Raw genomic sequence first — 25,288 nt, forward strand, 5'->3', positions numbered from 1 at the left:
GAAAATCCCTAGCTTAGATTCTTTGATTGTTAGGACATTCAAAAGCAAGTGTCCCTGCAAATGTGTCCACAAGAGCTACGCGAGGCACAAGAGTAGACAGCCCCACACGCACTAGCCAAGCACAAAGCACAAAACCCACACAAGCCCTAAAGCCACACGCGGGATTTGTCGGTGTCGAGCTAGGAGTGAGCGCGTATAGGCAAGACAACAAAATCACGCTAACAAGCTCTGATAGTAGCGTAAACTTTGAGGACTACCGATATAGTCGCAACACACTAGGCACAAATGTCGGTATAGTAAGCGGATATAGAGGGTTTTTTACTTCGTGGTTTGGACTAAGAGTGTATGCAAATCTCAACTACACACAAACAATGGATAGCAACTCTTTTTATATCATAAACTACCGAACCAATCCTCCCACTATCACAAACCTAAGCTATGACTACTCGCTATCGGTGCTAAACTATGGTGCAAATTTGGACTTGCTTTTCAATGTCCTAACAATCAAAGAATCTAAGCTAGGGATTTTCGCAGGTGGTGGCATAGGGGGCAACACCATCTTTACCAACAAAGCCATAGTTTCCGCAAAGAAAAATATGGGCATAGATAAAGATGCACTATATGATGAGATGAAAGACGGGGCTTTCACAGGGCTTGATGCGTGGGTAAATTGCGGTTTTTATGGAATATTTCTAAAAAGTCATAGCATAGAGGTGTCTGCAAAAATACCTTTTATCCCACTGCAAGCACACAACTCCACAAGGACAACGCCCGGAATCCAAAACAGAACCATACACTTCACAAACACTTGGAATGTCAATGTCCGCTATGTATTTGCATTTTGATTTTGCGTTATTTGACTTGTATGTGTTATCTGCCTTGTGGATTTAGGCAAGCATAAAAGAACTTATTTTTCACTTTTATTTGTCAAACTTTTTTCCACCAATTTTTTACAAATTTCCCAAAATTTTCATTTTCACTTCACAAATTTCATTTACCAAAGTAAAAATTATTGATATGTTCCGCAAATTTAGGGAATCTAAGAGCGATATTTCTATCTTTTGACTAGCAAAAATAGCACAAAATCTTTTCTAAACAAAACTTAGCAAAATCTAACTTTTTGCAAAATTACACTTACACATTCCCACAAAAGCGAATCTCTCTCATTATGATATTCATTTTGGGAGTGTAGTGAGAATTAAGCGCAGTTTTATTTTAAATGATTATAATGCGCGAGTTTTATTTGACGCTATCAAATAAAACACAAAAATTTATTTAAGATAAGGAGCATTTATGATTTGCAATGAAGTAAAATCGCTAATCCAAAATCCTAGTAAAACTAGAAAAAACTCTAGAGAACAAAACATCTCTAGCAAAGCACTAGCATTCACATTAAGCCTTAGCCTAGCTACTTCTCTCGCCCTCGCTGACAACGAGAGAGAGAGAGAGAGAGAGAGAGAGAGAGTAACTCCCGCGCAACAAACTGCTAAAGATTCTGCTTTGGATTCTACCCACCCCCTAACCCCCTCCGCGCTAGCAGGGGGAACAGAATCTAGCACAGATTCAAATTCTAGCAAAGAATCCAACTCAAATTCTAGCCTAGATTCTACCCAAACTCCTGCCAATTCAACCTCACAACATAGTAGCCTAACAACACAAGACAAACAATACGACACCCTAGAAGCAAAGCAGTTGCAAAAAATCTCTGTAACCGTATCCACCGCTTCAGGTAGTGAGAAAAATATCGTAACCGCGCCAGCTAGCGTAACGGTCATCACCAAAGAGGAGCTAGAGCAAAAGCCCTATCGCGATTTGGGTGAAGCACTAAAAGAAGTGCCCGGCGTAAGCCTAGAATCCACCAGCAACAAACTTGGCGCAAGCGCGATTAGCATTCGTGGTATGCCTGCAGGATACACACTTTATCTACTTGATGATTTGCGACAAAATCCAAGCGGTGATGTCGCCACAGCAAATCTAGGCACGGGCGTGTATAACACATTTATGCCGCCTACTAGCGCGATTGAGCGCATTGAGGTTATCCGCGGTCCTATGAGCACGCTTTATGGCTCTGATGCACTAGGAGGGGTGGTAAATGTCATCACAAAGCCTATCACGCGCAAATGGAGCGGCTCACTTCAGTCCACCGCGATAATCCCAGAATCTAGCACCTTTGGCAACACTTATCAAAACTCCCTATACCTCACAGGTCCTTTAAGCAAAAAATGGGGGCTTACCCTGCGAGCTAGGCAGCTTACGCGTGAAGCAAGCAAACAGCCAAAAGATGACAAAGGCAATCCCGTAAATACATTTTTTGGCACGCAATATGTGATGTTTAATGTCGGTGGTAGGGTAAGCTATGTGCCAAGTGAGAAAAACACATTTTTTGTAGATTTGGACTACTCAAAATCCACTTACGACAACCAAAAAGCACAAATCGGCACACTAGGTGCAAATAATGGCACAGGAGGCAACTACACAGGTGGCTATGAAGAATGGCTAGGAGTAAATAAACTTGGTGCTTCTTTTGCCCACAAGGGCAACTACTCCTATGGCTCGTGGAAAAACTCTATCCAATTTATCCGCACAAACAATACAGGACGCCTTGTCGTAGGCTCTAGCTCAAATCCAAATGTAACCAAAAATCGCGGAATTGCTAGCAATGATGTCATTGTAGATTCTAGGCTTTTAGCACCGCTTTTTGAAAACACTGCACTAGGCTCAAACTATCTCAATGTCGGTGCAGAATATCGCTTTGAAAACTACCACGATTTAGCCGCCACACCTGCAAGCCACAATCGCAATACTTTCGCGCTATTTGCCGAAGATGAGTGGAATATATGGGGCGGACTTACCCTAACTCTTGGTGCGCGCTACAATTTCAACGATAAATTTGGACACAATGTAAGCCCTAGAGGCTATATCGTCTATGAGATTTTCAAAGGCTGGGCGATAAAAGGTGGTGTAGCCACAGGCTACAAAGCCCCTTATGCAAACCAAACTATCGATGCGGTCTATGGCTATGGCAGGCAAGGTGCACTGCCCTTTATTGGTAATCCTAACCTTAAAGCAGAGAGTTCTATAAACTACGAGATAGGCACAGTGTTTGATAATAAATATGCCAATTTCTCGGTAATGTATTTTTACTCAAACTTCCGTGATAAGATAGAATCTCAAAGCGTAAATAGCACAAACTCTAGCGCGTGTGCTGCATCTGGGGCGAGCAGTGGTTGTAGCAGGGCATACAATGCAGATAGGGCATACTCACAAGGCGTAGAGCTAAGTGCAAGCCTAAAGCCACTCTATGGATTTAGCGCGGATATAAGCTACACTTATATTGATTCACAGATTACTTCGGGAAGCAACAAGGGCAATCCGCTTAGCACCACCGCTAGAAACAACCTCATAGGCAAAATCGCTTATCAATACGCTAGATTTAACGCCTTTTTGCAAGCGCATTTCCGCGAGGGCATAGTAAATACTACTGCTTTAGGCACAGGAGCACAAGCAGTCGCACTTAGAGAGTTACTTGGTGGAATCTACTACAAACCATCTACCGTGCTTAATCTAGGACTTGGTTACAAAGTTACCGACAATGTCCGCATAAACGCAGGCGTGTATAATCTGCTAAATACAAATTTCGCGGACTTTAGAAGCTATACTTACAACAATAACACAAATGCCAATGTAAACTACTATGGTCCCGTAATCCAAGAGGGCAGAAGATATTTTGTAACTTTGGCTTTGGATTTTTAAGAATTTAGATTTTTTAAGTGTTTATAAAGATAAGTGGTGGAGTTGCCCCCTCCCCTCTTATCTCTCAATAATTTATTTTTATTTCCTCATTGAGTTTGCCACTACTAGAAGCGATGATAGGCTCATACTTAGTGCCGCTACAAGTGGGATAACAAACCCACAAAGTGCAAGCGGAATCAACAAGGCATTATACACGAGGCTTATTATTAGATTTTGCTTTATGCGGGAGTATGTGCGCGTAGCTATGCTAAATGCCCTGCCCACTCCCTCTAGACTATCATCTAGCACGACTACATCGCCCTGTGCGATAGCCATAGCAGAGCCAGCTCCCATAGCTATGCCCACTTCCGCGCTTTGCAGTGCCAAAATATCATTTAGCCCATCGCCTATCATCACGGCATTTTTGTGCGAGCGGATAATCTCTAGCTTATCTTTAGGGAGCAATGCTCCTTTGTAGCTCTCTATCCCTAGCTCTTTTGCGATAGATTCTACCACGCACTGCCTATCCCCGCTTATGAGTAGGACTTTTTTGCCCGCTTTTTTTAGGCTTGCTACAAGCTCTTTTGCGCCATTTTTTAGGCTATCTTGGAGGAGGTAGAGGGAGTGGATTTGTGGTGGCGTTTTTGTGGATTTTGCTTCATTGCTTGTGTTTGACTTGTCTTTTTGGTGGGTTTCTATGGCTTCTACTTCGTTCGTGATTTTCACAATTTCCACTGCGTAGGCAAAGATACTCATTTGTGGGTAGTTTTGTGCGATTTTGCTAGCTTCATTTATGCTTACACCTTGAGATTGTAAGTATTCTAGACTGCCACCTAGCAAGCGCACTTTGCTAGCTTTGTCCTCATAGATTCCATAGATTCCGCGCTGTGAAGTTTGCTTGGCTTCTTTTAGATTTTTGGTAATCGCATTTTTGAGCAGATTTTTGCGCTCTAGAAAGTCTTTGAGTGCCAAAGCGATGGGGTGAGTAAAATGACTTAGAAAATCCACTAGCAGATGTTTGCCAAAATCCCATCTAATGTCAAAGTCAAACTCCTTTTTCACAGATAGTTTGCCTTGAGTGAGTGTGCCTGTTTTGTCAAATAGCACCACCTCGCATTTTGCCAATGTCTCTAAAAATCTCGCTTGCTTAAATAGCACTCCCTCTCTAAACCCGCGTGAAATCCCCACCACACTAGCAATAGGCGTAGCCAAAGCCAAAGCACAAGGACAAGAAATCACTATGACAGAAATAGCGATGATTAGGGCTTTTTGCGCGTCTGCATATTCCCACCAAAACACAAACCCACATAGCGCGATAAGCAGCACCACGCGCGAGAAGTGCTTAGATAGTGCGTTTGCTAGATTTTGAATCTTTGGCTTTGATTCTAGGCTTTCTTCAAGTAACTTTATGATATTGCTCATCGTAGAATCTGCATAAGTCTTTTGCACTGCATAGCAAAAGCTCTCACACGCAATCGAGCCAGATAGCACCTCATCTCCACGCACTTTTTGCACAGGCTCACTCTCCCCACTTAGCGAGCGCGTATCAATGCTTCCTTGAGTTAGCACTATTCCATCGCAAGGTAGCATTTCCCCCTCACGAATATGGACAATATCATCTTTTGCTAGCTCTTTGCTATCCTTTGGGTGAAGCAAAATCTCGCCATTTTCGCCCTTTGACTCCACTAGCACAGCGGAGGGCAATATATGCTGAAGTTTATCTAGGCTATCGCCTGCCAAAGCCCTAGCGCGAATCTCCAAAAACTTCCCGCTAAAGACAAAAAGCACAATCATCGCCACACTTTCAAAATAAGGCTCTCCCACCCCAGCAAAGCTCGCATACACCGAGTAAGCAAAGGTAAGGCTAGCCCCAAACGCCACCAAAAAATCCATACCCACATAGCCCTGCTTCACTCCATAGTAAGCCCCCACAAAAAACACCCTCCCTGTGAAAAATAGCACAGGTGTAGCAAGCAAGCAAGAGATGAGGTTTAGCACGGATTTCATATCCGCACTCATTCCTTTGAAATACCCTGCGTATTGGGCTATTGCCACCATCATTATACTCATCGTGCAAAACACACCCACCACGAAGCTAGTGAAGTAGGATTTGCTCTCTTTAGCAAGGAGATTTTCTTGCGTGCTTGGGTCGTAGATATGCGCTTCATAGCCGATAGAAGAGATGAGAGAAAAGATAGCTGATAGCTTTATAGCTTGCGGGTCAAATACGATTTTGGCTTTGTTGTTTGTGTAGTTGATATTCGCGCTTATGATTCCTTGCTGCTTTTGTAGTGCGGCTTCATTTAGCCACACACACGCTGCGCAGTGGATTCCCTCGATGATTAAGTGGGCTTCTAGCAGGGGGGAATCTTGCTGATTATTTGTTTGTTGCTTGCTTGATTGCTTGCCTTTTTGCTTTGGTGCATTTTTGATTTTTGTAGTGTGCTTTTCCAAAAACCCCTCATCATCTAAGTAGCTAAATCTTGAAATTGCAGAGTTTATGGAGTTTGCTTGCTTTGCGCTAGGCTGCCTTAAATCCACAGGGGAGAGGGTATTGCCCCCAAGCCTATCATAAAACCCTCCCAAGCCACTTTGCTTCAAAAGCATATACACGGCCTCACAGCCATTACAGCAAAAATACAGCTCACTAAAATCTTCTATGACTTTTTTTAGCTGTGCTTTGTCATATTCTAGTTGGCAATGCGAGCATTTAGCTTTTTGGCTCATTTGGTTGATTCTTTGTGGCAATTTTGCTGTGCTTACACGCTAGGCATTTTAGATTTTACAAAAGCACTAGCACTAGCAAGCTATAAAGTGTCTTGTTTTTGTAAGTGGGCAGTATGTTTGGTGTGCTTACTCTCCTAAATGGAGATGCACAAAAAAAGCTAAGCAAAAATCCCAAAATCCCCCCGCATATCACTTGCAAAATCGTATGCTTCTCTAGCAATATACGCGACTCACCCACCGCCGCAGCTAGGATAAAAGCAGGAATCCCTAGCTTTGCTCCATATCGCTTGGCTACAAACCCTACCGCTGCAAACGCACTAGCAGTATGTCCACTAGGGAATGCTTCATAAGAATCACTTGTGGGTCGTTTGGCAAAGGTAAGCGTGTCTTTGGCATAAGGAGAGGCAAAGTATAGAGAGTATTTCACCGCATAAGTAGCCCCCACCACCGCTGCGTAGCCAAGTGCTTGCTGTCTAAATCCTATGAAGTCTTTGATGATGAGCGTGTAACCCAAAGCAAGTGCAGGGAAAAAATGTGCAGAATTTGAAAAAAGACTCATATATTCTCTAGGGATATAGCCAAAAAAGCGTGTGTCTTTCTCATCGCTTTTTGCTTCATTTGTTTCATTTTCTTGTTTTTGGAGTTGTGTTTGTGAGAAATCGTTTTGCGAAGAATCTTTTTGCAGAAAATCTTTTTGTGTATCGTTTTTTAAGGATTCTTGTGAGATTGAGCTAGATTGTGCTGGAGATTTTGGGTGTGGATTTTGCATAGATTGATTTTGTGTAGACTGGCTTTGTGGATTTTGCAGATTTGCATAAGAGGGCTGATAAATCACGCTTATTAGAGCTACAAAAACTAGCGATATTGTCTTTTTGGATTTTGTGGTGTTTTTGGTTTTTTGTGTCTTAGCTGTGCTAGATTGTGCGTATCGCATTATTTGCCCCTTTATTTGATTTGTCGCAAAGTCAAAATAACAAAATCGCTTTTTACTTGCTTTTTGCGGGTTTCACTCTCTCAAAAATAAACGCGTAATTATACAAAATCAAAATATATAATCAATACAAGCCTAGCTACAAAATGGCGCAAAAATAAAAATAGTTGTATATGCAACTATTTTTGAATCTAGTTTGCATATTTTTGTTATAATCCCACGCGTTTATTTCTGCGTGTTTATATTCTGCGTTTTGCCTTGCAAAGATTGTTTGCCAAAGCCTAGTTTGCAAAAATTTGAGAAGTTTGTTTGTAGGCTTGCAAAGCCATTTGCTTGACAAAAACCATTTGTGAAATTGTCTGTGAAGTTGTCCGCGCTTCTTAAGGTGCGGATATAGTTTTAAGTTCTTAATTTTTAAGGAGAATCTATGCCTTTATACAACCACATATACGGATACATATACAATCCTGCAAAATCCCTAAAACCCACTTTTTTGCGCTTATTGCGCACATTATCGGGGGTGTTTGTCATTTTTGCTTTGGCAGTGTTTTTTGCTAGCTGTGGCGATAGTAGCAAAAACCCCCAAAGAGGCGCACTTCCTGTCAGCACCATAGAGATAGCCCAAGCAAATATCCCCCTAGAGTTTGAATACCCAGCAAGGCTAAAAAGCGTGCAAAGTGCCGATGTCTATGCGCGAGTAGAGGGAATCTTGCTTAGTCAAAATTTCAAAGAGGGCGACATAGTCCTAGAGGGACAGCCACTTTTCCAAATCGACCCCAAACGCTATCAAGCGCGCGTAACAATGGCAAGGGCGCAGTATGATTCTGCCAAAGCAAATCTAGACAAAGCAAAGCGTGATTGGGAGCGCACAGAAGCCCTCTATAAGCAGGGTGCACTTACCATAGATACTTATGACAATGCCCTATACAACTACCAATCAGCCAAAGCAAATGTGGATAATACCAAAGCAAGCCTGGATGACGCACTAATAGACTTAGGCTACACAAAGGTAGTAGCTAGCTTCACAGGTAGAATCGGTATGCGCAGGCACGACATAGGCGCACTTGTAGGCGCACAAGGTAGCAATGTCTTATCCACCCTCACACAGCTAACGCCCATTTATGCGGAATTTTCAATCCCTAGCAACGATTTTTACTACATACGCGATTTGGAAAAAACCAACATAATCGCTCAAGTGATTTTGGGCAATGATAAACTTTATGATACGCTTGGCTCTCTAAATTTTGTTGATTCTGTGATAGACCAAAACACCTCATCAGTCAAGGCTAGAGCGATTTTTGAAAACGAGAAATACACGCTTGTGCCAAATGAATTTGTGCGTGTGAAGCTAGAGGGGTTTGAAGCAAAAAATGCCATAGCGATACCGCAAAACGCACTACTTCAAGACTCGCAAGGAAGCTATGTCTATGTGATAAAAGAGGGCAAAGCCCAAATTGAGCGAGTAACTCTTGGCAAAATGCTAAAAAATGGCTTGGTGCTTATCATCAATGGACTAAAATCAAAAGACATAGTTGTTACAAGTGATTTGACAAAGATAAGTCAGGGAATGCCACTAACCTCAAAAGGCAGCGCAAATCCACCACCAAAAACCACCCCAAAAGGGCAAAATCCCGCTACACCAAGCACTACCCAAAAATAAACGCAAAAAGAGTAGCATAATGCAAAATCTTAACTAGATTTACAACCTAGCCAAAGCAAAATCCAAAATGCCACAAAAGAAGTCAAAAATCCAAAATGAGCTTAAAAGCCCCAAAAAATAAACTCAAAAATAACCTAAGGACGCCAAGATGTTTTCCAAATTTTTTATAAATCGTCCCGTGCTTGCTATGGTGATTTCTATCATCATCACGCTTGTGGGGATTGTGAGTATTTTTCGGCTAGGCGTGGAGGAGTATCCCCAGATTACGCCTGTGGAGGTGGTGGTATCAGCCACTTATAGCGGTGCTAGCGCGGAGGTGATAGCAAGCACGGTCGCAAGCGTGCTAGAAAACTCCATAAACGGCGTGGAGGGAATGCTCTATATGCGCTCCTCCTCGACTTCAAGCGGGACATTCTCTATCAATGTATCCTTTTCTAACGACACCGACCCCGATATGGCGACTATCAATGTCAATAACCGCGTCCAAGCAGTCCTAAGCCAGCTCCCAGAAGAAGTGCAGCGACTAGGCGTAACTGTGCGCAAGCGCAGCTCTACCATACTTGCTGTATATACCGTGTATTCGGACAATCCCGCGCACGACCAGCTCTTTATCTACAACTATTCTGCGATAAACATTGTCGATGAGCTAAAGCGCGTAAGCGGTGTGGGCGATGCAAGCACTTTTGGGGAGTCTGCTTATTCGATGAGGATTTGGCTTGATTTAGACAAACTCTCTCAAAACAACCTTACCCCCGCAGAAGTCGCCCAAGTCATCAAGGAGCAAAACGCCCAATTTGCCGTAGGGCAGTTTGGCGCAGAGCCGATGAAAAACAAAGTGGCTTTTACCTACTCTATCAACACGCAAGGGCGATTCCTAACCCCACAAGAATTTGGCAATATCATTATCCGCTCAAATTCTGATGGCTCTGCCCTGCGCGTGCGAGATGTCGCCACTATTGAGCTAGGGGCGAAATACTACGATGTCGATGCCAAGCTAAATGGCAAGACGGGCGAATCTTTTGGTGTGTTTTTGCAGCCCGGGGCAAACGCGCTTGCCACCGCTGAAGCGGTAGAAAAAAAGCTCCAAGAGCTATCCAAAAACTTCCCCGATGGCTTGCACTATGCCACAAGCTATGACACTACAAAGTTTGTCTCTATCTCTATCAAAGAAGTGGCAAAGACTTTCATCGAGGCTATCGCACTTGTCATCATCATAATGTATTTTTTCTTGCAAAATTTCCGCGCGACTATTATCCCTGTCATCGCTATCCCTGTTTCCATTATCGGGGCGTTTGGCGGGCTTTACGCGCTTGGATTTTCTATAAACCTCCTTACCCTTTTTGGGCTGATTTTGGCAATCGGCATTGTCGTAGATGACGCTATCATCGTTATCGAGAATGTAGAGCGCATCTTGCACGACAAAAGCGAGAACTTGACCGTAAAAGAAGCCACGATAAAGGCTATGGGGGAAATGCAAAGCCCTGTGATTGCTATCGTGCTCGTGCTTTGCGCGGTGTTTATCCCTGTGGCGTTTATCGGTGGCTTTAGCGGGGAGATTTACAAGCAGTTTGCTATCACGATTGCCGTGTCTGTCGTCATCTCTGGCTTTGTCGCACTCACGCTTACTCCCGCGCTTTGTGTCTCTATCCTAAAGAAAAAAGAGCCAACACCTTTCCTTGCCGTGCGCAAGTTTAACGAAGTCTTTGATAGGCTAACGCACAAGTTTGGCGAGACTATCGCCTTTACTATGCGCCGTGCCACAATGATGATAGCGATATTTGTGGCGATTTTGATAGCGACTTTTGGGCTTTTTAAATCCCTCTCCACAGGGCTTGTGCCAAGTGAGGATAAAGGCTATGTCATCTCCTCTGTGATGCTCCCGCCTGCAAGCGCACTATGGCGCACAAACCAAGTGGCGCAAAAAGAGCTAGAGATTTTGCAAAACAATCCAAATGTGAGTTCTGTGATGATGCTAGTGGGCTATGATATGCTCTCTTCAGCTGTGCGTAGCAATGTGATTACGACATTTATCAGCCTAAAGCCGTGGAGCGAGCGCAAAGGCAGGGGGCAGGATTCTTTTAGCGTGGCTGGTGCGCTTACAGGCGAGTTTAACTCAAAGCTTGAAGCAAGTGGCTTTGTGATAAATCCGCCCGCGATAATGGGTATGGGGCTAGCAGGGGGCTTTGAAGTCTATCTCCAAAATCGCGGAAATGGCGATATAAAAGAGCTACAAAAAAATGCTGATATGCTTGTCGCTGAAGCACGCAAACGCCCCGAGCTAAACCCAATGTCTGTGCGAAGCTACTTAAACGCGAGCATTCCGCAATATTTCATAACCCTTGATAGAGAGAAAGCAAAAGCCTTTAATGTCAATATCAACGATGTTTTTACCACCTTGCAAAGCACCTTTGGGAGCTACTATGTCAATGACTTTAACCTTTATGGGCGCACCTATCAAGTCAAGCTCCAAGCCCAAAGTGAATTTCGCGAAAGCCCTGAGGACTTTAACCGCGTCTTTGTCAAATCAAGCGATGGCAATCTCGTGCCGATAAGTGCGCTTGTGGATTTTGAGCGAATCGTAAATACTGATATTATCGAGCGCTTCAATCTATTCCCCGCAGCCAAACTCACAGGAAGCCCAAATGATGGCTACTCTAGCGGGGACGCGCTAAATGCCATAGAGGAAGTCGCAAGAGAAGTGCTACCTAGCGAATACACCATTGCACATTCTGGAATGAGCTACCAAGAGAAAGCAAACAGCGGGAGCTCTTATGTCGCATTTGGGCTAGGGCTTGTGTTTGTGTTTTTGATTCTGTGTGCGCAATATGAGCGGTGGCTTATGCCTCTAGCGGTGCTTACAGCCGTGCCTTTTGCGGTGTTTGGCGCGAGCGCGGCGGTGTTTGTGCGCGGACTAGAAAACGACATTTACTTCCAAGTGGGCTTGGTTACGCTTATCGCGCTAAGTGCCAAAAACGCGATTCTTATCGTGGAGTTTGCCCAGCATTTGCGCGAGGAGAATGGGTTTGGCATAATGGAGTCTGCCATAAAGGCGGCAAAACTGCGATTTCGCCCTATTGTGATGACTTCGCTTGCCTTTAGCATAGGCGTGCTTCCTCTAGCACTCTCAAGTGGCGCAGGTGCTGCTGCAAGGCACGCTATCGGCACGGGAATCATCGGCGGAATGCTTGCTGCGACATTTATCGCTATATTTTTTATCCCGCTCTTTTGGAGCTTCATCGCCAAGCTAGGCGAGATTATAAAGACGAAGTTTGGAGGCAATTAAAATAGCGATGAATGCTTTAGTGCTAGATTATTACGCCAATCCACTACAATGATGAGATTCTAGCCAAAACAAGGACGCTCAATCTTATGCGGTGGATGGGGTAAAGTAAAATCTGCAAACTTCTTAAGGAGTGCGAATGAATAAGGACAAAAAACTTTGGGCTATGGACGCACAAGAGTTTGCAGAGTATACAAAGACAGCAAGCAAGGCTGAACTAGCAGAATACAAAAAACAGATGCCAGAATACATTGAATACCTACAAGCAGAGTTGCGAAAGTATGAGGCAGAGCAAAAAGCACTCAAAGGCGCAAGCCATAGATTGGGACTACACCTAATTGAGCAACTATTAAGAAAAGCAAAAGGGGAAATCCAGCACAAAACAATACAAGCAAGAACGCACAATGGCGCAAAAATACTGACATAATCGCAGACAACACAAGCGTTGAAAAATTCTACGAGTTTTTGGAGGGCTTAAGCGATGATGAAATGAGTGAAGTCCTCGAAGATAACTGCTACGAAGAGTTGAAGGTGGAATGTTTGATTGAGGATGCGCAAAACGACTTAAGACGCTTTAGAGAGCACGAGATGATTTTGGAGGAACTCGGCGTATAGCAAAAAAGCTAGAATACTATGCCTATTCTAGCAAAATCTACAAGCCTAGCCAAGATTTTTGGTTGGGCTATACTACTTGTTACTTACTTCAAAAGCCAAACACTTCGGCAAAAACACTAGCAATGATTTATCACAAATCGCATTTTTTTGTCATTGTGAGGCGTGTGAGTAAGCACAACGAATCAATCCAAAAAATAACATATATTGCCACGAAAACTCGCTACGCTCATTTTCTTACAATGACGAAATGGCGGAATTTGTCCTTTTTGTGTGGAATCTCTAAATCGCTTATGACAAAGTCAAGCTAGAATCACTCGCTTTTAGCCACCAAAGAATCAATAACACTCCTTAGAGAGTCCTTGCTAGCAAAATCCACTGCATCATTTTCTAGCAGTGCTTCTTGCTCGCTTGTCCTACTAGCCCTAGCGCGCAGCATTTCCCTATACGCGTTCATTCGCTCCCTATCGGCACTATCTAGCTTGCCAAAGTCAAGCCTGCCTTGCAAAAAGTGAAACTCTATACCCTCTTGCTCGCTTGGTGTGAAGTTTTTATCTATGGTGCTTTGATGAGGTGCTTGCGGACTGCTAAGCCCGACAAGTATGCAGTGTAGCTTAGGTGTGGCTAGTTTGTTTGGTGTGGGGGTGGATTTGCCTCTCTGCGTAAGGTGTCTAGCGAAGTCTTTTATGGATTTGGCTATGCTTAGCTCCCCGCCATATAGCCCGCCTGCAAACACCACCGCACCATAGCCACAAAAGTCTTGGATAGGGGGTTTGTCCTCTTGGCATATATCGCAAGCGATTTGCCTACTAGCTAGGGCTTTTTCTAGCCATTTGACATAGTCCTTTGTCGCACCATACTTGCTTTTATACACGATGAGTATGGATTTTTGCGATTTGTTTGGAGTATTTATGTGGTTTGGTGTATTTGTATGGTTATTTTCCATATTTGGTGTCTTTAGAATCGTTGCAAAATTTTTGCAGGGGTTTTGGTTTTGGGATATTTGCACAACCTTTGCGAGGGCAAAACGCGCTTCTAGCTTCGCAAAATCTCTGCGTTGTGGTTGAGGTAGGGGATAAGCATTTGGCTTGCTATGCTTTGGGATTGTGCCTGCCCTAGCAGGTAGGCTATGATTTCAAGTGCAAATAGCACTCCTGTGGCGGGACCTGCGGCGGTTATGAGATTGCCCTCGCGCACCACGCTAGCCTTTGGCTGATATGCGCCATTTAGGGGCTTCTCGGTGTTTCTGCTTGTGTCGTTCGCACTTTTGCCTGCACTTGTATTTTCGCTAGAGTCAGAATCTGAGCCCTTGCTAGAATCCGCGCTAGTGTCTTCATAAGCGAATTTCTCACAGCTAGGGTAGCACGCAAATTTCCCACTTAGCACGCCCGCAGCATCTAGCACGATAGGCGATGCGCATATCGCGCTTACTAGCTTGCCCTCCGCCTTAAACTCGCGCAAAATTTCGCGCAATTTTTGGCTTGCTTTGAGGTTTAGCATTCCCTGCCAGCCACCAGCCAAAGCCACCCCGTCAAACCCCGCTAACGCGCTAGAATCTAGGCTATCCAACATTGTGTCCGCGCTTATGGCTATGCCGTGCGCCCCTGTGTAGCTTCTGCCCACACTCGCACCACTTGCGCTATCTTTTGCACTTGCGCCACACTCGCTCGTGCTATTTGTTTTCAAACCATTTGCACCAGTTGTGCTACCCTCATCGCCCACCCCTGCGATGAGCACTTCTATCTGTGCCCTGCGCAAAGTATCCACTATGCTTACAAACTCGATTTCCTCAAACCCATTTGCCAAAGGCACTAACACTTTTTTGCTCATTTTTGCTCTCCTTTTTAAAATTTAAATTCTGACGCGTCCAAATTTAGCAAAATTTTAGCTACACAAAAATACGCATTGTAAAAATCACACATTGATTATATAATACTTAAGGATACAAATTTAGCAAATCTTACAAAAATCACGCTAGGGGGCAGGTATGAATCTTATAGATGATTTTGTGGAAGTCAAAGAATGTATATATAAAAATGAGTGCTACTGCGTGCGGGATAATGGAGCGGTTTTGCGACACGCACCAGCAGGGAAAAAAGCGCGAAAGTTGGATAATCGTTGGACTTTTGGAAAAGTAAATTTGCAAAATGGTTATCTCTACATAGGCAGTGCTAGGATTCATAGGATTGTTGCACTTGCTTTTCACGGAGAGCCACCCACAAAAGAGCATATAACAGACCACATAGACACCAATCGCCAAAATAATCGCCCCCAAAATCTACGATATTTGACAAGACTTGAAAATGCTATTCTAAACCCAATCACGAGGAGCAAAATAGAGTATTATTGCGGGAGCATAAGGGCGTTTTTGCAAAATCCGCAGATTTTAAGAAATAGGGTTTTAGAAAGTGGCGATAAAAGCATAGAGTGGATGCGAGAAGTTAGCAATGAGGAAGCGCAAAATTGTCTAAAAAACTTGCAACATTTATCATTGCAGAAAAATAAATCACATTCCACAATGACTACTAAAATGGGCGAGTGGATTTATAAGCCGATTTATCCGCAAACAATCAATCACTATGACATAAAAGCCCTATCGCCAAGTGTAGCAGTGCAGAGGTATTGGACAACGCCTACGGAATTTATATTATGTCCAAAGCAAATTAGCGACACGCCTTTAGAGGACTACTATAAAAACCTCAAAAGAAACGCCACTTTGACAAAAAACAATTTTAATTCATCGCGTATTATAAAGTTTGAGATGAGTAAAAATAAAGAAGCGATTTTTGTCATCTCTCAAATAAAAACAAAGGACAAAAAATCTTATGCGGTTTTAAAAATCATTTGTGAAAATAACTTCTTTGTTCATATAAATTGTGGCTATATCACAGAAGCACAAAAGACAACATACAAAGAGCTGATACCTGAACTAGAAGAGAGACAAAGGGAAAAGCAGGAATCTTTAAAAAATCATCAAGAGCAAGAAAGGGCAAGACAGCAGGAAATCGTGGCAAATGAGCTAAATTTTAATATAGCAGGCTATGACACACAAGCCTTGTTTCCAAGTATTGCCAAGCAACGCGCTTGGGTAACGCCTACTGAATTTTTGCTATGTCCAAAAGAGGCTAGCGACACGCCCTTAGAGGATTATTGTAAAAATTTGCAAAAAGAAGCACTTTTTTCTCAAAACAAAAACAACTTGGCAAGCGTTTTAGATTTTGCTCTGTGTAGTAAAGCTATATTTGTGATTTGTAAATTTGATGAGAGAAATGTCAAGCACTTTGCACTTGTGGAAATCATCTATGAAAACAACTTCTTTGTGCATATCAATCGTGGGGGCTTTTTTGAGGAGCGGGGAGCGTATAAATATTGGACTTTGGCACAAGGCTTAAAATGGAGTGGTGGAGATACTTTTGATGATTATTGCTAGTTAGATTTTGAGTTTTTGCTAGCTTTGATTTATGAAATCACTTTATTGCCCGCGTTACCAAAACACCATTTGATTTTGGCTTTTGTGAAAAATCTAAAATACATACCCAAAGCAAAGCCCAAAGAAATTATGTCCTGCATTTGGCTTGCTTAGAGTGCCGTTTGAGAAGTGTTTGATAAAAATTTCACTACTAAACTTTTTCCACAGATACCCTACAAACACGCGCTCCCCAAAGGTAAAGTTTGAAATCACGCGCACTTCGCCCTTGCTTTTGATATACGCTCCAAGTCCCACTCCAGCATAGATATTGCCGTATTTTTGGCTCATAAAGATAGGGAGTAAAGCCTCCTCACTAATGCCTAAAAATGCTAAATTCATACTAGATAAATCCACTCCCGCGACATTTCCAAACCCCAAAAATCCACCAAGCTCGAGATTTATCCGTCCGTGTATGCGAAATATATGATTTGGCTGTGAGTAGATGATTTGCGCGTTGTGGTGGTTTTCAAAGCCGTTTCTTCGCACGCTAGAGCCTATTTCAGCTCTTAGCGCGTTTAGATTTTCATTAAATGCGGGATTTTGTTTGGGTGTCTTGGTGGTGTTTTGCTTGGGTGGATTTTGGGCTATTGTGTCTAGTTGTTTGGCTTGCACATTTTGCTTTTGCGCTTCTTGCTCTGCAAAATCTTTGCCTTGCTTATTGATTTTAGGCGTTGATTGTGCTGTGGGAATTGATTTTATAGGGGGGGGGGGCGATAGTAGATGAGTGTGCGCTAGGGCTACAGTGCTGTGCACTCGCACTGTAAAGCATAGTCAAAAATAGTGCTACAAATGACGCAATAACTTTTTTCATTTTAAGTCCCCTTGTAATCTCGCACGACACCCTATAATTTCGCGCATTTATCCACGCACCACACAATCTAACTATTGTTTGGCTTGGAAAATAAACTTTACACGATGCGTAAGCCCAAGTGCTACCAACGCCGCGATTTTGATACGCTACCACACACCTAGCGCGCCTATTTCACTTTTTCCACATATTCGCCTGTTTCGGTATTTACGCGGATTGTCTCACCCTCTAGTATGTGGAATGGTATCTGCACCACCGCTCCAGATTCTAGAGTGGCGGGCTTTTTGCCAGCAGATGAAGTGTCGCCCTTGAAGTTTGGTGGGGTTTCTACTATTTTTAGCTCGACTATTTGAGGCACGGTCACGCTTATCGCCTTTTCGTTGTGTAGCAGCACGCTCACAGCCATACCGTCAAGTAGCCATTTGGCTGCTTCGCCCACTTGGTCGGCACTTAGCGCAGTTTGCTCATAGCTCTCTGTATCCATAAACTGATAGCTATCGCCATCGTGGTAGAGGTATTGCATAGGCTTTTCTAGTATGTTTGGCTCTTCGCACTTATCGCCCGCGTGAAATGTTTTTTCAATCACTTTGCCGTCTAAAAATGACTTGATTTTAGCGCGCACAAACGCCGCTCCCTTGCCCGGCTTTACGTGCTGATACTCTACGATGCGATAAGGCACGCCCTCGATTTCGATTTTTAAGCCCTTTTTAAGCTCGCCCATTCCTATTGCCATTGTTGCTCCTTTGTTTTGGTATAAATGCGCGATTGTAACAAAGATTTTGCAATATAGCAAGTTTAAAGGCTAGCGCAAATGTGTGGTTACCCCTGCGTGAAAAGCGCGTGTGTGAAATCCCGTGCTACCAAGTTTTACCCACTCAAATTCCCACGCTTATTTAGACTCCCACGCTTTCAAATTCCCTTATTGCGCTTTGCAAATCCTCTTTTATCTGCGTGGCGATTTCGCGCGGGGTGGGCAAGGATTCTACCTCGCCTAAGCTCTCATCTTTTAGCCAAAATATGTCTAAATTTGCCTTATCTCGCGCCAAAATCTCCTCTACACTAAATGCGCGAAATCGCTCACTCTCCACGCGCCTAGCAAACATAGTGGCAAAATCTAGCGTGGCAAAATCCGCGCTATCTCCATTAGACGCGCTCAATTCCCCCGCATTTTTACCCAAATCGCCCAAATCTTTTGGCACTTCCCCACCGCAAAAGCACTTCTCAAAGTCCGCCAAATGCTCCGCACTCAAAGGATTGCTAACCAAACTTAGATTGACATTTGTTCGCAAGTCATACACCCACACCTTGCTTGTGCGCATTCCCTGTGCCAACGCCTCATATTTGTCAAAAAACAGCACATTTGCCTTCACGCCTTGTGCGTAAAATATCCCCGTAGGTAAGCGCAAAATCGTATGCAAGTCAAACTCACTCAAAAGTCGCTTGCGGATTTTCTCTCCCGCTCCACCCTCGAAAAGCACATTATCAGGTAGCACCACAGCGGCTTTGCCACGCACTTTTAGTAGGCTCATAATGTGTTGTAAGAAATTCAGCTGTTTATTGCTCGTAGTGGCGATGAAATCCTCTCTCGTGTATGTCTCGCTTGTCCGCTTCACGCTGCCATCTTCACCCATAATCTTTGTGCTAGACTTTTTGCCAAAGGGCGGGTTTGTCAGCACCATATCAAAACGCACATTTCCCAGCTCTAATAGCGAATCGCCCTCGCTTACTAACGCCCTTTGGGGCTTTTGCTTAGGATTTTGTGAATCTTTAGGCGTTGTCGCGCTTGATTCAGATTCGGAGTCTTTCGCACTTGATTTATCCGCCGTGCCAAACCCCACGCCAAGCCCGTGCAAAAATAGATTCATCGCACATAGGCTTACCACAAGTGGCGTTATGTCCTTGCCATAGAGCTTATCCTCACGCAATGCGCGAAGCACCTCGCTATCGTTGCTTTGGGCTTTCATATAGGCATAAGCCGCAAGTAGAAAGCCACCCGTGCCACACGCAGGGTCGCACACACTCATTTGTGGCGTGGGGCGCATAAGGCGCACTATGCTTTCACACAGCACACGCGGGGTGAAATACTGCCCCGCACCCGCCTTTGTTTCAGTCGCGTTTTTGGCGAGAAGCCCCTCGTATATCGCGCCTTTGACATCGACACTTAGTCCCAGCCAAGTCTCGCCATCTACTAGGCTTATTAGCCGTTTTAGTTTGGCGGGTTCGGTGATTTTGTTTTGGGCTTTTTTGGTAAATCGTGCCTACGATTCCGCCTTGCTTTGACAATTCCGCTAGTGCCTTGCTATACGCACTCTCTAACTCTAAGCCGTCTAACCTTTTTAGCACTTCCCAGCGAAACTCGCTTGGTATCATTGACACCGCGCTAGGATTTACACTCGCTATTTCACTCTCCATTTTTAAAAATAGCAGGTAGCTTAGCTGCGCCACATAGTCGGTGTAGCTAACCCCACTATCACGCAATATATTTGCATAGTCCCAGACTTTGGCGATTAGGTTTTGTGGATTCATTATGAGTCCTTGTCTATTTATGGAATAATTTTATGGTTATTTTAGCAAAAAAACACTACAATCAAAGCGTAAGCTCTATATGAAGGGAATTGCAATGATATTGCATAGCAACCATATCGCTACTATCCAAAAACTAGCATTTTCACAAGATGAGATTGTTAAAGTTTTTAAAAGTGCAAAGCAAATAAAGCAATTCAATGACTTTATAAGTAATTCCATAGATTCTATTGAGGTTGCTACTGATAAACTCATAAAACTTGCAAATTGCAAAAATATCCCCTTTGCCTATCTATTTTTGCCAGAGTTTCCAAAGATAGAAAATGCTTTGCCTGACTTTAGGGCAGATAGTAGGGATTTTTCGCCTAATTTGCAGAGCTGTATAGGCGCAAGTAAAAAGAAGCAAGAATGGTTTAGAAACTATCTCATAAGAAATGGTTATGATAAATTCCTTAATGGCAAAGAGATAAAATCTAACGCTGATATTATACGAGAAATCAAAATCCTAATTGACTTTGATAGTGCCAAAAAAAAATCTAAAGGCGAAAGATTTATCCACATAAAACAAGCACTAGAATCCAATAATATCATAGTCCAACAAAGTGGAATGTCGCAAAATCAAACACAAAAGCCCATTAGTATCACAGAATGCAGAGGATATGCTATTTATGACGAATATGCGCCACTTATCTTTATAAACTCAAATGATTCAAGTATAAATGGCAAGATTTTTACCTTGCTACACGAGCTAGCGCACATTTTGCTTAAGCATAGCGGTGTAAGCTCTTATGATTTTGGTGCAAATGAAGAATATCAATGCAATGAAATTGCGGGTGAGATTCTCATACCTACAAATGAATTTACAAAACAATGGAATAAAAATATTAGCCTAGAAAACAACATAAAAAACATTTCTACATATTTCAATGATACCGCAAGCCCATTGGCGATAGCCACAAAAGCACTGCTTACCAAACTTACCAATAACGATGAATATCAAGAATTTAAAGAAACATTTTTGGCAAGTATCACAAAAATCAAAAAAAAATCTGGTGGTGATTACTATTCAAATATAACTGCTGCAAATAGCAAAAACTTTGCCAAAAGTGTGATTATAGATACACTAAATGGCTATGAAACCTACAAAGACGCTATGGATTTACTTGATATAAAAAACATAAAATCTTTTAATACATTAGCTGAAAAACTAGAGGTTCGCTAGTGAAAAAATACCTAATTGATACAAATATTTTCATAGAATCTGCTAATAGGCATTATGCTATTGATATTTGTCCGGGATTTTGGGACTTTCTAATCAAAATTTCAAAGCTAGACAATGTAAAATCTATAATACAAGTTTATGACGAATTTACACCTGATGATGAAAGGCTTAAGAATTTTAGACAAAACCTAAAAGGCAATCATTTCTTTTTGCCTATTGAAAACATAACGCCAGAATCTTATAATGAGGTTACAAAAACGCTAATAGATATGGGATATGCACAACAAGCAATCGCAAATTTTTCAAAACACGCTGATTATTTTCTCATCGCCCTAGCATTGCAAGAAAATTACATTATCGTTACACAAGAAGCAAAAAGTGGCAATAATGCAAAAAATCAAATAAAAATCCCAAATGTATGCGATAGACTAGGCATAGAATGTATAGATGTTGTAAAATTTTTGCGTGATGAAAAAGCAAAGTTTGTATTAGAATAGAATTGCCACTATACCAATTCACCCGCAAAGGCGGATTTGAGTAGGCTTGATTTTAGTTGCTTGGCTTTGGATAGGCAGGAGTCGATATACGCGCTTACCTTATCCGCGCTAGTGAAATGCCTCTCTAAAATCGCCACGATTTGCCTTTGTGTCTCTAATGGTGGAATGGGGATTTTGCAATTAGATACAAAATCTGTGCTAATTCTTAGCTGCCCCGCTGTGCCTTTAAAATTTCTTTTGCCTTACTCGATAAAATTTTGAGTATTCAAAAAATAAAAAATGTATTTTATAAATACTTTTTGCGTGTTTGGCAATAGAATAATAATCTCTGTTGTTCCTGCGCCATAGCCATTTTTTAAATCATCTAATATCACACATTTTCCATTTTCAAAACAAGGCGTTATTTTTGCAAGTGCAATGCAATTATTTTGTAAATGCGTGTATCCTTTTTTAATATTCTTCCAAATTTTTGTCTCGTATGAAAATTTATTTTGAAATTTATCCAAAATCAAATTCATAGGAATAAATGAAACTTCTAAGTTATCATCAAGTTTGTTTTTGGGATTTATTTCGCAAACTTCGCCAAGTGTTTTGATTGTCCAGCCTTGTGGGAGATTCGCCGATTCACCATTGAGCAAATCCTTATCGTCATTGCGAGGCGACTTGTCGGCGTGGCAATCCAAAGCATTATCGTTAAGAGGACTTACCCACCCCCTAGCCCCCTCCGCAAGGGAGGGGGAATTTTTGATACCTTGCCCACCTGCAAATGAGGGGGAATTTTCGTCATTGTGAGAATCGCGTAGCGATTCGTGGCAATCCACAACCTTATGAGTGCGAGTGCTACCCACCCCTAAATCCCCTCCGCAGATGGAGGGGACTTTTGAGGTGTGGCAGTCCTCTTGTTCCCCCTCCCTTGCGGAGGGGGCTAGGGGGTGGGTGTTTATGGATTGCTTCGTTGTGGATTCGCCTTGCGACAATGAATGTGTGGGTTGCCACGAAAATCCTTGCGGATTTTCTCGTAATGACGATTCGGCTGTGGATTTGCCTAGCGATAGGGGGCAATCCTGCGTAAGTGTGCCATTAAATGCGGATTTTAGCAGACTTTGCTTGTATTTGGTGAGATTGTCTTTGGCAGATTTTAGGTGCTTTGTGCCGTTCTTGATTCGAGAAAACGCCTCATCAAGCCTTTTGACAATGCGCCTTTGAATCTCTAATGGTGGAATGGGGATTTTGGTGTCCCGTATTATTTCTAGCGTTAAATTTGGCACGGCGGTTGTTTTAGCTTTTGATAATAAATATAATTGCATTGTTGGATTCATAATAAAATACTTGACAAAATACGGATTTACCTTGCTTGTATCTTTTAGTCTAGCAAATGAAACAGCTTGATTTATATTTATTTGTTGATTTGGTTTGATTTCTAAAACAGCGCAACGAGCAAGACTTCCCGCAATAGTAATCAAAATATCCAAGTTTTTGAGCATAGAACGCTTTAATGTTGTTGTATGTGTCTTGTAATCTATAAATTTAACATTATCAAAATTCACACAGCCATTTTTAGTTACATTTTCTGCCTTTAAGAAAAGTGCGCTATTTTTATCGGCTGTTTTGTTTTGGATTTTGGGCGTTGCACCTTTTGAAATAATGTCGCAAACTTCGCCAAGTGTTTTAACTTGCCACGACTTTGGGAGATTAGAGAAATCTTGCATTATTAAGCCACACTTTTATTTAATAAATGATTCCAAAAAGATTTTATTTGATTGTGAAAAAGCAAAATCATAAAAGCAGAGATTCCAAAAAGCAATAGCTTTTTATTTGGTGTATTTTCATCTATCCACGATTCTAAATTTTTGCTTATGTGGCTAAAATCTTTTGCTTCATAAGCCTTGATACCAAATACATTTTTGCCCTTTTTGCTTGTTTTGCTATTAGAATCTTTTAGCTTGTGTATAAAGATTGCAAAAATGGGCTTGTTTAGCTCTTTTGCTTTTTTGACTTCGTATTTTATCCATTTTCTTGTGTGTGTTTGCTCACCGATTAGCACGATGACACAATCGCAATCTTGCATACTGCTATCTATCCATTTTGCGATATTTTTATCGCCTTTGCGCTTTATGTCCTCCCACTCGTTTGGCTCACAGATTCGCTGTCCCTCTACAATGCCCATATTGCGAATCTGATTTACGCGCCAATTATCTAGCGCGTAATGAAAACTATAAAATACCTTTTTCATATCACGCACCACAATATAAGGCTAAACAATGCTATTGATACATAAAAAAGCCAAATAGATACTGATAAAAATACTTTGAGATAAGAGAAAAAGCCTTTGTGATAATTGCAAAAAGCACTTAAATCAAAATCTTTTATTTTGCTGTGCTTTTTTAATATGTCGTTGTATAGTGCGCGAAATCGCCTCTCTTGCAATAAATAATACATATCTAAAAAACAGCAAATCACTAAGGGAATAAATGCGATTAAAATAATATGTGGATTTTGTGTCGTGGCATATATGGCAAAAATGGCTGAAATAATGGCGATGCACATTGCTTTGATTTGAAATGAGTTTGTGTTCATTCGCGTGATGATATTTTGGATAAATTCTAAAAATTTGAGCTTTTCTTGGGACATAGTGAATCCTTGTTTTTAAAAAGCGAAATTATATTATAAAATACGCTCGTTTGGCAAGGGAGTGATTTTGGCTTTTGTGTGAGATTTTTGGATTGCTTCGTTGTGGCTAAAGCCACTGCCTCGCAATGACAAATAAAGGCGTGGATTGCTACGCCGAGCCGTTGGCTTGTCGCTATGTGGTTAGAATAGCAAAAGTGAGAGTTTGTGTAGGGCGCATTGTAGTGTGTCGCTATCTACCTTGTCGCAAAATCGTGCGTTTCGCGCCCTAAAATCTAGACTTTTTATGTGGTCGCTTAGGATTACGCCATCAATCTTTTTGCTTTTTAGCGCGATTTCAAAGGGATAGCCTTTGACTTTGCTTGTGATAGGCATAGCTAGGCAAAGTCCGCTTTTGGAGTTATACTCCTCTGGGCTTAGCACTAGGGCGGGTCGCATTCTCCCTTGCTCGTGCCCGCTTCGTGGGTCAAAGTCTAGCCAGATAATATCGCCCCTCTTTGGTGTGTATGCTTTTGAAAGGGCTTTTGGTATGCGTGATGGCATCGCTTACCACTCTTTGCCACAGGGGGTGGAAAAATCATCGGTGTGTAGGTTATCATCGTTGATTTTGCCTAGCAAGTGCGAGAGCTCTTCTTTTTTGCTTAGGATTATTTTGTTTTTTGAGATTTTTATGTCTAGGGGGGTGTTGTCATTGAGTTTTAGATTTTCTACGATAGCGTTTGGTATGCGGATAGCAAGGGAGTTACCCCATTTTTTTACATTGGTTTGGAGGGTTTGCATTTGGTCTCCTTAGGTTTTTATGTTATAGTTTTTTGGCTTTGTGTATTGTGCATTTTTGGCTTTTGCTTTACGATACATTTCAAAAGTATAAACAAAAGTATATCAAAAAGAAGTGCTTTTGGCAAGATTTTGATAGGAGTGGATTCTAGAATTTGTGCTAGATTTTGTGGACTCATAAGTGTGGGCGAGTGCTGATACGGCGCACACTACAAATCGCTAGTGAGTTTGCAAGCAAATCTCGCAATGACGGCACGGCGGATTACTAAAGAAACTGCGCTTCGCCTTGTTTTGCGACGAAAATCCTTGTGGATTTTCTCGCAATGACGGCGATACATTTCCCTAACTCGCCTTTACTCCCCCGATGAGTGCCCATATTAGCGTAGTGTTTAGCTCATTTAGTAGCGTGGCAAATTGGCAAT

General features: G+C 42.3%; 22 protein-coding genes and 1 pseudogene. 8 read left to right on the forward strand and 15 right to left on the reverse strand.

Going from position 1 to position 25,288, the window contains the following annotated elements:
* Positions 1–62 precede the first annotated feature (62 nt).
* On the forward strand, positions 63–845 hold the full coding sequence (locus tag CQA40_RS05610) for an outer membrane beta-barrel protein (RefSeq protein WP_181882848.1): 783 nt from the start codon (positions 63–65) through the stop codon (positions 843–845).
* A 448-nt stretch (positions 846–1,293) separates the two neighbouring features.
* Entirely contained in the window at positions 1,294–3,753 is a 2,460-nt protein-coding gene (locus tag CQA40_RS05615; protein ID WP_115519936.1) for a TonB-dependent receptor domain-containing protein, read from the forward strand.
* A 78-nt stretch (positions 3,754–3,831) separates the two neighbouring features.
* Here the strand turns inward: CQA40_RS05615 and CQA40_RS05620 are convergent, their stop codons facing one another.
* Positions 3,832–6,459 carry a heavy metal translocating P-type ATPase gene (locus CQA40_RS05620; RefSeq protein ID WP_115519937.1) on the reverse strand — a complete coding sequence of 876 codons (2,628 nt, stop codon included), beginning with the start codon at positions 6,457–6,459 and terminating at the stop codon, positions 3,832–3,834.
* A gap of 55 nt (positions 6,460–6,514) precedes the next feature.
* On the reverse strand, positions 6,515–7,393 hold the full coding sequence (locus tag CQA40_RS05625; RefSeq protein ID WP_115519938.1) for a phosphatase PAP2 family protein: 879 nt from the start codon (positions 7,391–7,393) through the stop codon (positions 6,515–6,517).
* A gap of 424 nt (positions 7,394–7,817) precedes the next feature.
* On the opposite strand from CQA40_RS05625, the gene CQA40_RS05635 reads away from it, so the two are divergent.
* The 3 genes from CQA40_RS05635 (at position 7,818) to CQA40_RS05645 (ending at position 12,757) form a co-directional block, all read left to right on the forward strand.
* Entirely contained in the window at positions 7,818–9,050 is a 1,233-nt protein-coding gene (locus CQA40_RS05635; protein WP_115519940.1) for an efflux RND transporter periplasmic adaptor subunit, read from the forward strand.
* A gap of 148 nt (positions 9,051–9,198) precedes the next feature.
* On the forward strand, positions 9,199–12,333 hold the full coding sequence (locus CQA40_RS05640) for an efflux RND transporter permease subunit (RefSeq protein WP_115519941.1): 3,135 nt from the start codon (positions 9,199–9,201) through the stop codon (positions 12,331–12,333).
* Between the two features lie 136 nt (positions 12,334–12,469).
* Positions 12,470–12,757: a hypothetical protein gene (locus tag CQA40_RS05645; RefSeq protein WP_115519942.1), complete on the forward strand. Its 288-nt coding sequence runs from the start codon at positions 12,470–12,472 to the stop codon at positions 12,755–12,757.
* A 498-nt stretch (positions 12,758–13,255) separates the two neighbouring features.
* On the opposite strand, the gene CQA40_RS05650 is transcribed toward CQA40_RS05645, so the two are convergent.
* Together CQA40_RS05650 and CQA40_RS05655 are read right to left on the reverse strand one after the other, a co-directional pair.
* Positions 13,256–13,888: a flavodoxin domain-containing protein gene (locus CQA40_RS05650; RefSeq protein WP_147290169.1), complete on the reverse strand. Its 633-nt coding sequence runs from the start codon at positions 13,886–13,888 to the stop codon at positions 13,256–13,258.
* An 89-nt stretch (positions 13,889–13,977) separates the two neighbouring features.
* Positions 13,978–14,772, reverse strand: coding sequence for a DJ-1/PfpI family protein (locus CQA40_RS05655; RefSeq protein ID WP_115519944.1), 795 nt, complete (start codon positions 14,770–14,772; stop codon positions 13,978–13,980).
* 157 nt (positions 14,773–14,929) lie between these two features.
* Here CQA40_RS05655 and CQA40_RS05660 point away from each other — a divergent pair, with 157 nt between their 5' ends.
* Positions 14,930–16,372 (forward strand): HNH endonuclease signature motif containing protein, encoded by a 1,443-nt coding sequence (locus CQA40_RS05660; protein WP_115519945.1) that lies wholly within the window; start codon positions 14,930–14,932, stop codon positions 16,370–16,372.
* Between the two features lie 93 nt (positions 16,373–16,465).
* Here CQA40_RS05660 and CQA40_RS05665 read toward each other — a convergent pair whose 3' ends face one another.
* The 4 genes from CQA40_RS05665 to CQA40_RS11420 form a co-directional block, all read right to left on the reverse strand.
* A complete protein-coding gene (locus tag CQA40_RS05665) occupies positions 16,466–17,164 on the reverse strand; it encodes an acyloxyacyl hydrolase (protein ID WP_147290170.1) in 699 nt (232 codons plus the stop codon).
* 224 nt (positions 17,165–17,388) lie between these two features.
* Positions 17,389–17,952, reverse strand: coding sequence for an elongation factor P (gene efp, locus CQA40_RS05670; protein WP_115519947.1), 564 nt, complete (start codon positions 17,950–17,952; stop codon positions 17,389–17,391).
* A gap of 160 nt (positions 17,953–18,112) precedes the next feature.
* Entirely contained in the window at positions 18,113–19,417 is a 1,305-nt protein-coding gene (locus CQA40_RS05675; protein ID WP_309544450.1) for an N-6 DNA methylase, read from the reverse strand.
* Positions 19,326–19,745 carry a type I restriction-modification system subunit M N-terminal domain-containing protein gene (locus tag CQA40_RS11420; protein WP_115519949.1) on the reverse strand — a complete coding sequence of 140 codons (420 nt, stop codon included), beginning with the start codon at positions 19,743–19,745 and terminating at the stop codon, positions 19,326–19,328. Before CQA40_RS11420 ends, CQA40_RS05675 begins: the two co-directional genes overlap by 92 nt.
* Before the next feature lie 94 nt (positions 19,746–19,839).
* On the opposite strand from CQA40_RS11420, the gene CQA40_RS05685 reads away from it, so the two are divergent.
* Together CQA40_RS05685 and CQA40_RS05690 are read left to right on the forward strand one after the other, a co-directional pair.
* Positions 19,840–20,964, forward strand: coding sequence for an ImmA/IrrE family metallo-endopeptidase (locus CQA40_RS05685; protein WP_181882849.1), 1,125 nt, complete (start codon positions 19,840–19,842; stop codon positions 20,962–20,964).
* Positions 20,964–21,461, forward strand: a complete 498-nt coding sequence (locus CQA40_RS05690) for a DUF4411 family protein (RefSeq protein WP_115519951.1) — start codon at positions 20,964–20,966, stop codon at positions 21,459–21,461. Before CQA40_RS05685 ends, CQA40_RS05690 begins: the two co-directional genes overlap by 1 nt.
* Positions 21,462–21,469: 8 nt before the next feature.
* Here CQA40_RS05690 and CQA40_RS11425 read toward each other — a convergent pair.
* The 7 genes and pseudogenes from CQA40_RS11425 to CQA40_RS11590 form a co-directional block, all read right to left on the reverse strand.
* Positions 21,470–21,679: pseudogene (locus CQA40_RS11425) on the reverse strand (restriction endonuclease subunit S); the annotation flags it as partial.
* Between the two features lie 24 nt (positions 21,680–21,703).
* Positions 21,704–23,170, reverse strand: coding sequence for a restriction endonuclease subunit S (locus tag CQA40_RS11430; protein ID WP_220271898.1), 1,467 nt, complete (start codon positions 23,168–23,170; stop codon positions 21,704–21,706).
* 2 nt (positions 23,171–23,172) lie between these two features.
* Entirely contained in the window at positions 23,173–23,694 is a 522-nt protein-coding gene (locus CQA40_RS05705) for a TIR domain-containing protein (protein WP_115519952.1), read from the reverse strand.
* On the reverse strand, positions 23,691–24,092 hold the full coding sequence (locus CQA40_RS05710; protein ID WP_115519953.1) for a hypothetical protein: 402 nt from the start codon (positions 24,090–24,092) through the stop codon (positions 23,691–23,693). Before CQA40_RS05710 ends, CQA40_RS05705 begins: the two co-directional genes overlap by 4 nt.
* Positions 24,093–24,272: 180 nt before the next feature.
* Complete coding sequence (gene mazF / locus CQA40_RS05715) at positions 24,273–24,632, reverse strand: endoribonuclease MazF (protein WP_115519954.1); 360 nt, start codon at positions 24,630–24,632, stop codon at positions 24,273–24,275.
* A gap of 3 nt (positions 24,633–24,635) precedes the next feature.
* Positions 24,636–24,869 (reverse strand): AbrB/MazE/SpoVT family DNA-binding domain-containing protein, encoded by a 234-nt coding sequence (locus tag CQA40_RS05720; RefSeq protein ID WP_115519955.1) that lies wholly within the window; start codon positions 24,867–24,869, stop codon positions 24,636–24,638.
* 206 nt (positions 24,870–25,075) lie between these two features.
* Positions 25,076–25,204 carry a hypothetical protein gene (locus CQA40_RS11590; protein ID WP_258864477.1) on the reverse strand — a complete coding sequence of 43 codons (129 nt, stop codon included), beginning with the start codon at positions 25,202–25,204 and terminating at the stop codon, positions 25,076–25,078.
* Between the last annotated feature and the right edge of the window lie 84 nt (positions 25,205–25,288).

Origin of the sequence: Helicobacter sp. MIT 01-3238, assembly GCF_003364135.1 — a bacterium.
Lineage (GTDB): Bacteria > Campylobacterota > Campylobacteria > Campylobacterales > Helicobacteraceae > Helicobacter_B.

Coding starts and splice junctions, on each gene's coding strand:
- CQA40_RS05615 (WP_115519936.1), top strand. CDS start 1,294: ATGATTTGCAATGAAGTAAAATCGCTAATCCAAAATCCTAGTAAAACT.
- CQA40_RS05620 (WP_115519937.1), bottom strand. CDS start 6,459: ATGAGCCAAAAAGCTAAATGCTCGCATTGCCAACTAGAATATGACAAA.
- CQA40_RS05625 (WP_115519938.1), bottom strand. CDS start 7,393: ATGCGATACGCACAATCTAGCACAGCTAAGACACAAAAAACCAAAAAC.
- CQA40_RS05635 (WP_115519940.1), top strand. CDS start 7,818: ATGCCTTTATACAACCACATATACGGATACATATACAATCCTGCAAAA.
- CQA40_RS05640 (WP_115519941.1), top strand. CDS start 9,199: ATGTTTTCCAAATTTTTTATAAATCGTCCCGTGCTTGCTATGGTGATT.
- CQA40_RS05645 (WP_115519942.1), top strand. CDS start 12,470: ATGAATAAGGACAAAAAACTTTGGGCTATGGACGCACAAGAGTTTGCA.
- CQA40_RS05650 (WP_147290169.1), bottom strand. CDS start 13,888: ATGGAAAATAACCATACAAATACACCAAACCACATAAATACTCCAAAC.
- CQA40_RS05655 (WP_115519944.1), bottom strand. CDS start 14,772: ATGAGCAAAAAAGTGTTAGTGCCTTTGGCAAATGGGTTTGAGGAAATC.
- CQA40_RS05660 (WP_115519945.1), top strand. CDS start 14,930: ATGAATCTTATAGATGATTTTGTGGAAGTCAAAGAATGTATATATAAA.
- efp (WP_115519947.1), bottom strand. CDS start 17,952: ATGGCAATAGGAATGGGCGAGCTTAAAAAGGGCTTAAAAATCGAAATC.
- CQA40_RS11420 (WP_115519949.1), bottom strand. CDS start 19,745: ATGAATCCACAAAACCTAATCGCCAAAGTCTGGGACTATGCAAATATA.
- CQA40_RS05685 (WP_181882849.1), top strand. CDS start 19,840: ATGATATTGCATAGCAACCATATCGCTACTATCCAAAAACTAGCATTT.
- CQA40_RS11430 (WP_220271898.1), bottom strand. CDS start 23,170: ATGCAAGATTTCTCTAATCTCCCAAAGTCGTGGCAAGTTAAAACACTT.
- CQA40_RS05705 (WP_115519952.1), bottom strand. CDS start 23,694: ATGAAAAAGGTATTTTATAGTTTTCATTACGCGCTAGATAATTGGCGC.
- CQA40_RS05710 (WP_115519953.1), bottom strand. CDS start 24,092: ATGTCCCAAGAAAAGCTCAAATTTTTAGAATTTATCCAAAATATCATC.
- mazF (WP_115519954.1), bottom strand. CDS start 24,632: ATGCCATCACGCATACCAAAAGCCCTTTCAAAAGCATACACACCAAAG.
- CQA40_RS05720 (WP_115519955.1), bottom strand. CDS start 24,869: ATGCAAACCCTCCAAACCAATGTAAAAAAATGGGGTAACTCCCTTGCT.
- CQA40_RS11590 (WP_258864477.1), bottom strand. CDS start 25,204: ATGTATCGCCGTCATTGCGAGAAAATCCACAAGGATTTTCGTCGCAAA.